This window comes from Ferruginibacter sp. (assembly GCF_049840995.1).
GTDB lineage: Bacteria > Bacteroidota > Bacteroidia > Chitinophagales > Chitinophagaceae > Ferruginibacter.
Genome location: NZ_JASGIP010000005.1, coordinates 1 through 12,793, shown reverse-complemented (window position 1 = coordinate 12,793; position 12,793 = coordinate 1). Strand labels below are relative to the sequence as shown.

12 protein-coding genes are annotated in these 12,793 nt (G+C 42.4%); 8 read left to right on the top strand and 4 right to left on the bottom strand.

The genetic code is table 11. From position 1 onward, the window contains the following. Positions 1 to 5 precede the first annotated feature (5 nt). Positions 6 to 1,880, bottom strand: a complete 1,875-nt coding sequence (locus QM738_RS15040; protein WP_462277551.1) for an Nramp family divalent metal transporter — start codon at positions 1,878 to 1,880, stop codon at positions 6 to 8. Continuing rightward, complete coding sequence (locus QM738_RS15035; RefSeq protein WP_462277550.1) at positions 1,873 to 2,532, bottom strand: metal-dependent transcriptional regulator; 660 nt, start codon at positions 2,530 to 2,532, stop codon at positions 1,873 to 1,875. Before QM738_RS15035 ends, QM738_RS15040 begins: the two co-directional genes overlap by 8 nt. 116 nt (positions 2,533 to 2,648) lie before the next feature. On the opposite strand from QM738_RS15035, the gene QM738_RS15030 reads away from it, so the two are divergent. The 7 genes from QM738_RS15030 (at position 2,649) to QM738_RS15000 (ending at position 10,769) form a co-directional block, all read left to right on the top strand. Then, on the top strand, positions 2,649 to 3,035 hold the full coding sequence (locus tag QM738_RS15030; protein ID WP_462277549.1) for a RidA family protein: 387 nt from the start codon (positions 2,649 to 2,651) through the stop codon (positions 3,033 to 3,035). Between the two features lie 2 nt (positions 3,036 to 3,037). Then, a complete protein-coding gene (locus tag QM738_RS15025; protein ID WP_462277548.1) occupies positions 3,038 to 3,562 on the top strand; it encodes a class IV adenylate cyclase in 525 nt (174 codons plus the stop codon). Between the two features lie 377 nt (positions 3,563 to 3,939). Next, positions 3,940 to 5,592, top strand: coding sequence for an alpha-glucan family phosphorylase (gene glgP, locus QM738_RS15020; protein WP_462277547.1), 1,653 nt, complete (start codon positions 3,940 to 3,942; stop codon positions 5,590 to 5,592). 71 nt (positions 5,593 to 5,663) lie between these two features. Continuing rightward, positions 5,664 to 6,380 carry an SGNH/GDSL hydrolase family protein gene (locus QM738_RS15015; protein WP_462277546.1) on the top strand — a complete coding sequence of 239 codons (717 nt, stop codon included), beginning with the start codon at positions 5,664 to 5,666 and terminating at the stop codon, positions 6,378 to 6,380. A 508-nt stretch (positions 6,381 to 6,888) separates the two neighbouring features. Then, complete coding sequence (locus tag QM738_RS15010) at positions 6,889 to 8,805, top strand: SPFH domain-containing protein (RefSeq protein ID WP_462277545.1); 1,917 nt, start codon at positions 6,889 to 6,891, stop codon at positions 8,803 to 8,805. A 130-nt stretch (positions 8,806 to 8,935) separates the two neighbouring features. After that, positions 8,936 to 10,324, top strand: a complete 1,389-nt coding sequence (locus tag QM738_RS15005) for a serine hydrolase (RefSeq protein WP_462277544.1) — start codon at positions 8,936 to 8,938, stop codon at positions 10,322 to 10,324. Between the two features lie 13 nt (positions 10,325 to 10,337). Further along, positions 10,338 to 10,769 carry an acyl-CoA thioesterase gene (locus QM738_RS15000; protein WP_462277543.1) on the top strand — a complete coding sequence of 144 codons (432 nt, stop codon included), beginning with the start codon at positions 10,338 to 10,340 and terminating at the stop codon, positions 10,767 to 10,769. A gap of 42 nt (positions 10,770 to 10,811) precedes the next feature. Here QM738_RS15000 and QM738_RS14995 read toward each other — a convergent pair whose 3' ends face one another. Both QM738_RS14995 and QM738_RS14990 read right to left on the bottom strand, forming a co-directional pair. Next, positions 10,812 to 11,690, bottom strand: coding sequence for a hypothetical protein (locus QM738_RS14995; protein WP_462277542.1), 879 nt, complete (start codon positions 11,688 to 11,690; stop codon positions 10,812 to 10,814). 81 nt (positions 11,691 to 11,771) lie between these two features. Further along, a complete protein-coding gene (locus tag QM738_RS14990) occupies positions 11,772 to 12,107 on the bottom strand; it encodes a hypothetical protein (RefSeq protein WP_462277541.1) in 336 nt (111 codons plus the stop codon). A 158-nt stretch (positions 12,108 to 12,265) separates the two neighbouring features. Here QM738_RS14990 and QM738_RS14985 point away from each other — a divergent pair. Continuing rightward, the coding region (locus tag QM738_RS14985; protein WP_462277540.1) for an MFS transporter at positions 12,266 to 12,793 on the top strand (528 nt) is incomplete at its 3' end.

Genomic DNA, 12,793 nt, shown 5'->3' with positions numbered 1-12,793 from the left:
TCTCTTTACAGGTTCACTACCAATACTGGTATCTTCAATTCATGTCTTACTGCGTTCACTGTTTCACCATAAATAAAATCTTTTAAAGCAGTGTGGCCGTGTGCACCGATCACGAGCATGTCAGCACCGTTCTCATTTACTATTCTTGCGATCTCTTTTACCCTGTTACGGAAACCGAGTTTGCCTTCCACTTCAAAACCTCTTTCCTGTAATTGATTTACATAGAATTCCATCTGCTCGGTATCTTTCTCTGTTTCAAAATCACCACTGTCCTTACCAAACAGTTTTGCAGCGGGGCTTTCCACAATATGCAATAATAAATAACTGCTTTTTTCCTGTCCCTGTCCAATGGCATGCGCCAGTAATTTTTCATCATTCACGCTATAGTCCAGCGCCACGGCAATTTTATTGAAAGAAGGAATGCTCAGGTTCTTGATCGTATTCACATCAGGGTGCATCTGTATAGAAACACTTGTTTTACTCTTGGCAAGCAATGGATGCAGGATGATGTACAGCAACAGGCAAAGGAAGAAAGCGCCCAATAGTACCAGGCAGATCTTTGCAAAAAGATTATTGCCCTCGAATACACCGGAAGCTTCGTTCACCAGCATTTTTAAATTCAGGTAAATAAGCACCGATGCAATGGCCCAGGCCAAAGCCTGTACCAGTGGCTTAATAGCGAAGCTGCCCATTGTTTTTTTATCGCTCACAAAATGTATCAATGGTATAATGGCAAAGCCCAGCTGCAGGCTTAAAATTACCTGGCTTAACACCAGCAAAGAATCCACATCTTCTTCGCCGTATACAATTATTACGATGAGTGCAGGCACAATGGCCAGCAGTCGTGTGATCAACCTGCGCAGCATAGGATTAATGCGCAAACTTAAATAACCTTCCATGATGATCTGCCCTGCCAGTGTACCCGTAACCGTACTGCTTTGTCCTGCAGCAATTAATGCCACAGCAAAAAGAATAGGAGCAGTGTTGCCTAAAAAGCCTGGTAATAAACGATGTGCTTCTTTTATTTCGGCAACATTGGAATTACCTGTTTTAAAAAATACGGTTGCAGCTAAAACTAAAATTGCAGCATTCACAAAAAAGGCAATGTTCAATGCAATGGTGCTATCAATGCGGTTGAATTTTAACGCCTGTTTAATGCCTTCTTTAGTGCGGTCTATCTTTCTGGTTTGTACCAATGCGGAATGCAGGTATAAATTATGCGGCATTACGGTGGCGCCAATGATGCCAATGGCAATATACAGGGCCTCTTCATTAGGGAAGGTGGGGATAAAACCATGCGCCACTTCCATAAACACAGGTTTGGCAAGAATGATCTCAACTAAAAATGCAACTGCAACTATAGCTACGAGTGTAATAATGAACGCTTCCATTTTGCGCATGCCCATTCTTTGCAGGTACAGTAATAAAAAGGTATCCAGTACGGTGAGCGAAACACCCCATATCAATGGCAGACCGGTGAGTAACTGTAAACCAATGGCCATACCCAATACTTCCGCAAGGTCGCAGGCTGCAATGGCGATCTCTGCCAGTATCCACAACGCAAAATTCACCATTTTAGGGTATGCTTCTCTGTTAGCTTGCGCCAGGTCCCTTCTTCTCACGATGCCCAGTCTTGCTGATAATCCCTGCAACAGCAAAGCCATCAGGTTACTCATCAGTAAAACCCATACCAGTGAATAGCCGAATTTACTACCGCCCGCAAGATCAGTGGCCCAGTTGCCCGGGTCCATGTAGCCAACGCTTACCAGGTAAGCAGGTCCTAAGAAAGAAAAGATCTTTCTCCAGCCGATCTTCTTCTTGGTATCGATCGTTTCATGTACTTCACTTAAAGAAGCGGTGGTGGTTTCTGTGTTAATCATAATGCACGAAAATATTTTTTGCTATCTGCTCGCTGATAATGCAGGCAGGTTGTTTGGAAACTTTTATTTCTAATGATCCATCGAATTCAAATTTTTTCATCACTTTTAAAGAAGTGCCGATGGCGATGGAATAATGCCGCAGCATTTCCAGCATTTGCGGCGACTGGTTGGATACGGAACTTACAATAGCTGTTTTATTCAATGGCAGCATGGCCAGGTTTTGTTGATTCAGTTTGGGTATCTTGCCATTACTGTCCGGTATCGGGTCGCCATGCGGATCAAAAGAGGGATTGCCTAAGAACTGCTGTAAACGTTCGATCAATTCCACGCTGCTGATATGTTCCAGCTCTTCCGCAATGTCATGTACCTTGTCCCATTCAAAGCCCAGTTTTTCTACTAAAAAATATTCCCACAGGCGGTGTTTGCGCACTACGGTAAGGGCCACTTTTCTGCCATGGTCGGTCAGTTTAAAACCCTTGTATTTTTCGTACTGCAATATTTTTTTAGCCGATAACTTTTTCAGCATATCGGTTACCGATGCAGCCTTGGTCTGCATTTCAGCCGCCAGGGCATTGGTGTTCACAATACCACTATCCTGCTGCAGGTGGTAAATGCTTTTGATATAATTCTCTTCGCTTACGGTGAAATTCATTCTTGCAAAAATATAAATTTAGACAAATCTAAAAATAAAATTTAGAACTGCCAAATTCTGCCCCCGCATTTTACCGCCGGGTGTTGTAACTTGCTGCAAAATTTAATTGCAGGCACATGAAAAAACTGATCAGTTCCGGTTCGCCCTGGGAGGATATTGTTGGCTACAGCAGGGCCGTACGGGTGGGCAATATGGTAGAAGTGGCGGGCACTACAGCCATGGATGGGGATGTTTTAATAGGCAAGGGCGATATGTATAAACAGGCCCAATTCATTTTTAAAAAAATTGAAAAAGCATTGCAGGAAGCAGGTGCTTCGTTGAATGATGTGGTACGTACCCGTATGTTTGTAACAGATATCAGCCAGTGGGAAGAAGCAGGCAAAGCACATGGAGAATTTTTCAAGAACATTAAGCCCGTTGCCACCATGGTGGAAGTGAGCCGGCTGATAGACGATGATCTTTTAATAGAAATTGAAGTAACAGCAATTATCAACAACGATTAAAAATGGCAACCGTAAATTTTGAATTCAAAGCAGTTGCAACTGCACTGGATGAACTGGAACAAAAACTGCTTACACAGCAACCTTTATATATTGGCGAAGACAACCAGGTGGATACTTATTTTAATGTTGCAACAGGCAGGTTAAAACTGCGGGAGGGCAATATTGAAAATTCATTGATCTATTATGAAAGAACGAATACAGCCGGTGCAAAACAATCGGACATATTGTTGTATCAGCATAGTCCTGATAAAGCCTTAAAAGATATACTGGTAAAACTGCACGGTGTAAAAGTAGTAGTGGATAAAAAACGGAAAATATATTTTATCGATAATGTAAAATTTCATTTCGACAGGGTGGAAGGCCTGGGTAGTTTTGTAGAAGTGGAAGCCATTGATAAAGATGGCAGCATCGGCATTGAAAAATTAAAAGAACAGTGTGATTTTTACGCCAATTTTTTCGGGATCAGCAACGAAGATTACATTGCAGTTTCCTACAGCGATTTGATTTTAGAAAAAATTGCGCCCTAAAATTGAATATTATCAAAATTTAACCGCCTTAACTACAGCTGAATTGCGGTTTTTTCTTTAACTCACAAGGTCATCACGGGTGTGAATATCTCTCCGCACCTATACAGGGTTACCTTTTACTCTTTTGTGTATCAATTGATATCATCCTGTAGTTGCAGTTTACCTGCTTGATCTTTCTGCTGTATGATGCGTTCTGCATAGGCCCGTTTTTAATCGTAACAAAGTCTGCTTAATCCATTTACATAGCAGTGAAAAACTAACGCTTGTAATAACAGCAACACAATAAAATAAAGTGTACGTTTTACACAATATTTTTAAAACTGCTCGTTTTTACTGAAATTTCCTTTTATATTGTGCCCTCAAAAAAGAACCAGAAAATGAGTTTTACCAATTTTAACGTCCCGTATTCTATTGACGATCGTTTTGCTAAACGGGTTGCTTACTTCTCTATGGAATTTGCTGTACACCAACCTTTGAAAATTTACAGCGGTGGTTTAGGATTTTTAAGCGGCTCGCACATGCGCAGTGCGTATGAACTAAGACAGAATTTGATCGGGATCGGAATATTGTGGAAGTACGGCTATTACGACCAGGCCCGTAACCAGGACCAGACATTGCAGGTGCAATGGAATGAAAAGATCTATAATTTTTTAGAAGATACCGGCATTAAGTTCCAGGTGGATATTCACGAACACCCGGTTTGGGTAAAAGTGTGGTACCTGAATCCTGAAACATTCAAAAGCGCCCCTTTATTTTTATTAAGTACAGACCTGGCTGAGAACGATTATGTTTCTCAAACCATCACCCACCGTTTATACGATGCGAACGTGGCTACCAAAGTAGCGCAGTTCATTTTGTTAGGCGTTGGCGGTGCCAAGCTGGTGGATATCCTCAACTTTAAACCAGACCTGTATCATTTGAATGAAGCGCATGCGATCAGCTCTGCATTTTACCTGTATAAAAAATACGGAAGTGTGGAAGAAGTGAAAAAGAGAATGGTGTTCACCACGCATACACCGGAAGAAGCCGGTAATGAAAAGCATGATATTTTCCTCTGCGAAAAAATGAGTTATTTCTGCGGCATTAAACTGGATGATGTAAGAAAACTCACCGGTATGGAAGGCGACCAGTTCAATCATTCGCTGGCAGCGCTGCGCTTTGCAAGGCTTGCCAATGGTGTAAGTCAATTGCATGGTGAGGTGAGCAGGAAGATGTGGTATAAATATCCCGGTGTTTGCGAAATAAAAGCGATCACGAATGCGCAAAACTGGTTCTATTGGTCAGATAAACAATTGTATCATTTTATGAATGAGAACAATGTTGCTGCATTTGACGACCGTAAGAAATATTTAAAGAAAAGGGCTTTTGATATTGTTGCCGATCAAACCGGTAAGCTGATGAACAAAGATGTGTTCACTATTGTATGGGCACGTCGTTTTGCGGGCTATAAAAGAGCGGAATTGCTTACAAGAGATACAGCAAGATTTGAAGCTTTGCTGAGCAATAAAAAATATCCTGTGCAGATCATCTGGGCAGGGAAGCCTTATCCGCTGGACTATCCGGCTATCAGCGAATTCAATAACCTGGTGCATTTGAGCAAGCGTTATAACAATGTTGCTGTGTGCACCGGCTACGAACTGGGTTTGAGTAAAAGATTAAAACAGGCCTCTGATCTCTGGCTGAACAATCCACGTGTGCCCCGTGAAGCGAGTGGTACCAGTGGTATGACGGCTGCGATGAATGGCTCGGTTAACTGCAGTACCAATGATGGATGGATCTGCGAATTCATTAACCACGGTAATAATGGTTTTGTGGTGCCGCCGATCGATTACGAAAATATCAGTGTGCAGGAACAGGATCAATACGACCTGGACAAACTATACGATATACTGGAGAACCAGGTGCTGCCACTGTATTACGAGAACCAGGAAGTATGGCGCCAGATCATACAGAATGGTATGCGGGATGTGCGGTTCCAGTTTGACAGTAACCGTATGGCGCAGGAATACTACGAGATACTCTACAAATAAAATTGAAAGGCTTTGGTAAAACAAAGCCTTTTTTAATGAACCTTTCTTTAAAAAACTACGTTTATAGTAGTATGAAACGTATAGGTTCGATCATTATACTCAGCTGCAGCATTTATGTGCTGATGGCCTGTAAAAAGAAGCATGAGGAGGTTACTTCCAATCCACCAGTAAGCGGGTATTATAAAACCTACCTTGCATTGGGTGATTCTTATACTATCGGTCAATCGGTAACAGAGCAGGAACGTTTTCCTGCACAGGCTGTAAAACTATTGCAACAATATAATATTGCTGTAAATACTCCTGAATATATTGCAGTAACAGGGTGGACTACACGAAACCTGCTCGATGCCATAAAGATCAATACCCCGCCCACCCGCTCTTCCTACGATTTTGTTACTTTGCTGATAGGCGTTAATAACCAGTTCCAGGGCAGGAGCCAGGCAGAATACACAGCTGAATTCAATGAGTTACTGAATGCCGCGGTACAACTGGCAGGCAATGATCCTAAAAAAGTGGCTGTGCTTTCCATTCCCGATTGGGGTGTTACTCCTTTTGCCACTAATTATGGTTATGATAAAGCGCTTATTGCAAAGCAGATCGATTCTTTTAATGTGATCAATAAGCAGGCGACGCTGGCTAAGAATGTTGCTTATATTGATATTACTCCTTTAACGAGGATGGCGGCCACTGATCCTTCACTGGTGGCGGCAGATGGATTGCATCCCTCGGGCAAAGCATACGCTCAATGGGCCGCATTACTGGCGCCTGTAATGAAGGCTTCTTTGTAATAAGGTGGCATTTTTTGCCGGTTACCATTGTTCCTGCATTTTATACCAGCCTTAACACATACTCTGCCATTCCTCCCGATTTCATTATTAAGGGAACAAAAACCGTGTAAACTTTGTGTGGTAATTAATTTACAATGAAACATTCCACGGCCCCTGTTCCTTATTTTCTGTGTGCCTTTATACTTTCCAATTTCAATACTTCCCCACCGTATAGCATCTGACGTATTACCTGGGTATGCGTTAAATAATTGTTTACTGCAAGTGAAATTGCAGGTAAACGACTTATATTCAGGTATCAACGGAAGGCGGTAGCGTTCAATCACATGGTCAGACGTGGGCGTCAGACCATGTGAGGAAGACTGCAACGTTCCGTTACACGGTCAGACGAGGGCGTCAGACCGTGAAACGGCAACATGGTCTGACGCCCACGTCTGACCATGTACCAAGCCTACGGCTGACCGTGTAACCAAAACATTTCTTATTTTCATCAACTAAAACCCTTATAAAAATGGACTCGCAAGTACTCATGACATGGGGTGTGCCGATCGGCATCCTCTTATTTATTTTATTGTTTTACAAATTCATTCTTCGTGTATTCTTTGGCGTTGTAATAGTGCCCGAAGACCGCATCGGACTGGTGACCAAAAAATTTGTATTGATCGGTAAGCAGCAATTACCCGAAGGCCGCATTGTGGCTACCGACGGTGAAGCAGGCTTCCAGGCGCAGACATTGCCTCCCGGTATCTATTTCTGGAAATGGATATGGCAATACGAAATCAAGTTCCAACCTTTTACGATCATTCCAACAGGGCAGTTGGGACTGGTGCTGGCGAAAGACGGTGCCGAACTGGAAACCGGTTCTATACTCGGCCGAAGAGTGGAATGCGACAGCTTTCAGAATGCGGAATCATTTTTAAAAAATGGTGGCCGCAAAGGTCGTCAAACCGCGGTGATCACACCCGGTAGTTATCGTATCAACACTTTTTTATTTGATGTGATCATGGCAGATATGACGAGCATACCTGATAATGCAGTGGGTGTGGTTACCACGCAGGAAGGTAAGCCTTTGGAAGAAGGCCAGATTGCGGGCCGCATTGTGGAATCGCATAATAAATTCCAGGATGCAGATATCTTTATGCAGAGCGGTGGTTATAAAGGTTTGCAGGAGCAGGTGATACTGGCAGGTACTTACTTCCTGAATCCCTGGTTTGCAAAAGTGGATATGGTGAACATGACGGAGATCCCTATTGGTCATGTAGGCGTGGTGATCAGTTATGTGGGCGATGAAGGTGTGGATCTGAGTGGTGTGGAATTCAAACATGGTAATATTGTTGCCAAGGGGCATAAAGGTGTGTGGGCCGAACCACTGGGCCCGGGTAAATATCCTATCAACCCATTCATCATGAAAGTGGAACTGGTGCCTACCACCAACCTGGTGCTGAACTGGGCCAATGCAAGAAGTGAAAGTCATCAGTTGGATAAACATTTATCAACGATCACGGTGCGTAGTAAAGACGGTTTCCCTTTTAACCTCGACGTGTCGCAGATCATTCATATTCCCACTACGGAAGCGCCGAAAGTGATCGCACGATTTGGTAATATGAACAACCTGGTAAGCCAGGTGCTGGAACCTACGATCGGTAACTATTTCCGTAACAGTGCACAGGACAGTGATGTGATCGCATTCCTGGGCACCCGTAAAGAAAGGCAAAGCTCGGCAAAGAAACATATTGGTGAAGTGCTGGATCAATATAATGTGTATGGTGTGGATACATTGATCGGTGATATCGTTCCTCCTGAAAGCCTGATGAAAACATTGACCGACCGTAAGATCGCGGAAGAACAGAAAGTGACTTACGAAACAGAAATGAAAGCGCAGGAAACCAGGCAGAGTTTGGAAAAAGAAACTGCGATCGCTGATATGCAGAAAGAAATTGTAAAAGCCGACCAGGGTGTTGTGATCGCGGAAAGAGTGGCGGATGCTTCGGTGAAAAAAGCAACGGGTGAAGCGAACAGTGTACGTTTACAATCTACTGCAGAAGCAGACCGTTTGAAATTATTAGCGAATGGTGATGCGGAAAGGATACGTGTACTGGCAAAAGCAAATGCAGAACAGATAGAGTTGTTGGCAAAAGCGGATGCAGAAAGAATATCACTCACCGGTAATGCAGAAGCGGAAAAGATTCTGGCGATCGGTAAATCCAATGCGGAAGCGTATAAACTTTCTGTAGAAGCGATGGGTGGCAATAACTTTACACAATTAAAGGTGATGGAATCCATCGGTGCACAAAATGTAAAGATCATGCCGGATATACTGATCAATGGTGGGGGTGATACGGCCAATGGCGGTATCAGCGGTTTACTGGGTTTAAAACTTCTGGAGGAGATTGCGAAGAAGAATGAAAAAAAGAATGATGAAGCATAAAGTGGTAATTTTATAGCGTATTTATGATAACAGTTGCCGGTACATTTTAATAATTACCGGCAACTTTTTAAAACCGGTGCAACAGTAAAGGAATATGATACAAAAAATAATCATTACGGTAATATTCAGTATGAACACGATGCTACTGCTGGCGCAGGATGGCCGCGAAGCAAACGAAGCCATGCAGCAGAAAGTGGTGCAGTTCTTCAATGCAAAGCAGATCGACAGCTTATATGGCCTTGCAGGCGAAGCTTTTAAAAAGCAACTGACTGCTGATAAATTCAAAACGATCTGTGAAAATAATTTATTCCCGTTGGGAGAAATAAAAGCAGTAGAACTGGAAAAGTACGAAAATAGCCTGGGCAAATACAAAGCCACTCTTACCAAAGTGATATTATCCATGTATATCAGCGTTGATGCGGAAGGTAAGCTGGAAACATTCCTTTTTCAGCCGTATAAAAAAGAAGTAACAGGAACGTTTACCCGAACGGTGACTGATAACAAGCTTGTATCCGAAATGGATAAAAAGATAGATGATATTGTGCAGCAATTCATGTTTGAAAGCAAGACCAGGGGGCTGAGTATGGGTGTTTTAAAAGGGGGTAAAATATCTTTTTATAATTATGGTGAAACCAGGAAGGGCAATACGCTCTTGCCTTCTTCCAAAAACCTGTACGAGATCGGTTCTATCACCAAAACCTTTACGGCTCTGCTACTGGCCAAGGCAGTAGGGGAAAATAAAATGAAATTAAATGATCCTGTTAATAAATATCTTCCCAAAGATATACCCACACTTAAATTTGGTGACGATACTTTAAAGATCGTTCATCTTTCCAACCATACTTCTGCGTTGCCATCATTGCCAGATAATTTTGGGGCGACTGATCTCATCAATCCTTATAAAGATTATGATGAAACATTGCTGTATGCGTATTTAAAAAATGCAAAGCTGCAACGTAAACCAGGGGAGCGTTTTGAGTACTCCAATTTAGCCGTGGGTTTGCTCGGTAATATACTGGAGCACGTAAATAAAATGCCTTACGAAAAGATGGTAAAGGAATTTGTTTGCGCCAAGGCTGGTATGATGGATACCAAACAATTCTTACTGAAAAATGACAGCGCTTTGTTTGTACAGGGATATGATACAGAACTGGCAGAACAGGGGCAATGGGATTTTAAAGCGCTGGCTGCCGCAGGTTGTATCAGGAGCAGTGCGGCAGATATGATGAAGTACGCGACGATGCTGTTAAGCGCTGACACAAGAAATGATTATTTGAAAAAGGCGGTGGCATTAACGCATGAGTCTACCTTTGTTGCGGGGCAGCAGCAGATCGGTTTAAACTGGTTCTTACAAAACTGGGGATCGGGCACTGTGTTCTTTCATGGCGGGCAGACAGGCGGATATAAAAGTTTTTTTGTGATCAATGAAAGAACAAAGAATGCACTGGTGATACTGGCAAATACAGCTGTGAGCAATGATGAGATCGGTGTGAGCATTATGCAATACCTTGATAAATAAAACGAACTAATATATGTCGACATTTACAGTGAAGGCTGAGATACGCTGGTCTGATATCGATCCTAATTTTCATGTGCTGCACAGCAAGTATTATGATTATTGTGCCAATGCACGTTTGCTGATACTGGCGCAGTATGGTATTACCATGCAGGTGATACAGGATGAACATATCGGCCCCATTTTATTCCGCGAAGAAGCGGTGTTCAAAAGAGAACTGAAATTTGGTGACGAGATCGAGATCAGGATAAAATTATTGAAATCGAATGAGGATTTCAGCCGCTGGAGTTTTTTGAACGAGATATGGAAGAACGGTGACACACTGGCTGCAGTGGTTACTGTAGATGGTGCCTGGCTGGATACAGTAAAAAGAAAACTGGCCATTCCTCCTGAAAAATTTCAACAGGCATTTGCTGCAATGCCCAAAGCAGATAACTTTTCTTCATAAAAAAATGGCTCATAAAATTTATGAGCCATTTTTAGTTTTGAATTATTTTACTCCCTTTGCCTGGTACAGCAATTGTAAAATTTCTTTCATTGCTGTGGCGTCTTTTGTAAACAGCAAACTGTTTTCAAGTGTTGCAATAGCTTTTTCTGTATTGCCTGTTTTTAAATAACCTTCTCCCAGGCTGGATAATACGTTACCTGATTCAGGATAAAGATTTGCATTGATCCTGAATATGGTCACCGCTTCTGCCTTCAGGTTGTGCTGCAGCAGCAGGTAACCCAGGCTGTTCAATTCGTATTCATTGCTTACCAAGGGTCGTATTTGCTGTGCAAGGCTCCTGGCAGTGATATTGCTGTCGGATAAGTTGCCTTCGTTCAGCCATTTGTTTATCGTACTAAAACTTTTATAATTCGGCGTGTAAGTTTCGTTATTTAAAATAGCTAACAGGTCTTTCTCCAACGACAGCGAGGGATATTCGTTGATGCGGTTGATCTCCACACCATTCTTGTATACAATAAAAACCGGTACCCGAAAAATGCCTTTGCCTTTTTCTTCTCCCTGCGGTGATTGCTTATACAGCGAATCGCTGCCGCCCACGCTTATTAATTTTGTGTTGGCCCTGTTGAATTTTATTTCGTCCAGCAATTTTAAAAACCGCGGTACTTCTCTTCTGCTGTCGCCACACCAGCTGCCAAAGAATATTTCGATGCTGATGCCTTTGGTGGATTGTGCCAGTAGCTTTTCTTTTGTTCCGGGATTGATATGGTATTCATCAAATCCTTTGCTGAACCATTTGTTATAGGGCGCCTGCTGCAGGCTGTCTTTTGTAATGCTGCCGTATAATATCCTGTCGGGGGTATTTTGTTGTGCGTTTGTGGTAATACAAATAAATGCTGCTATTACAGCGAATAAATATTTCATGTTGTGATTGTTTTTTTAATAGTAATAGAATGCCTGTCCCGCCTTTGCGGGATAGTGCCAATAATTAAAATGGAAGAAATATCAACAACAGGGTGGGCGCCATAAACTATGGCAATAGCAGAAAGTATACAATACCGGTATGAATGAGCTGTGCTCAATGATATGTTTTATTGCAGCATCGTTTGTTGCAGAGCTGACTGATATGTAATAGAATTCATCCGGTGCAGTAAGTGGATTGTTTTTTTGCAATGGTATATCATCATTGCTGTGCTCATCACCGGATGCAAGCACGTCTTCGCAATTGCAATGTGCTGCAGAGAAAGTATTGCTTATCCTGCAATGGAAATAAGTGAGCTGCTTACTAAACTGTAACCAGGTTAATAATGATAACAGCAATATGGAACAGCATTGTTTCAACAGCTTTGGTAATGGCAGTTTAAAGAGAATACTAAGTTTAAAATTTTATAACAGTTGCTGTGTTAACAATATGTTGTTACAAAAAAATAAATAACAATTACCGTACAATAATTTAACCGGCGGTAAGTGGGTAATAAAATTATCTTTGCAGCGCTGTTATGATAACGACCACCCTTAATCTTTATAAAAATGCTTACAGCGGGCTTACCCGCCGCATGTGGTTATTGGCAATAGTGATGCTGATCAACCGCAGCGGTACGATGGTGCTGCCCTTTATGACCCTGTACTGTAACCATCGCGGTTATACGGAAACACAAGGTGGGCTTGCAGTGGCTATTTATGGTATCGGTTCTTTATTTGGCGCTTTTATGGGTGGCAGGCTGAGTGATCAAATCGGTTTTTATACCATGCAGTTTGTGGCATTATTTGGTGGTGGTATCATGTTCATCATTATCGGGCAAATGGATTCTTATGTTACCATTTGCATCTGCATATTTTTTGCAAGCCTTATCAACGAAGCGTTCCGTCCTGCCAACTCCAGTGCGGTGGCGCATTACAGCACACCTCAAAACCGTACGCAATCTTTTTCGCTGGTGCACCTGGCCATTAACCTGGGCTGGGGTGTGGGCAGTGCTGCTGCAGGTATGCTGGCTTCTATCAGTTATCATTTATTATTTTGGGTAGAT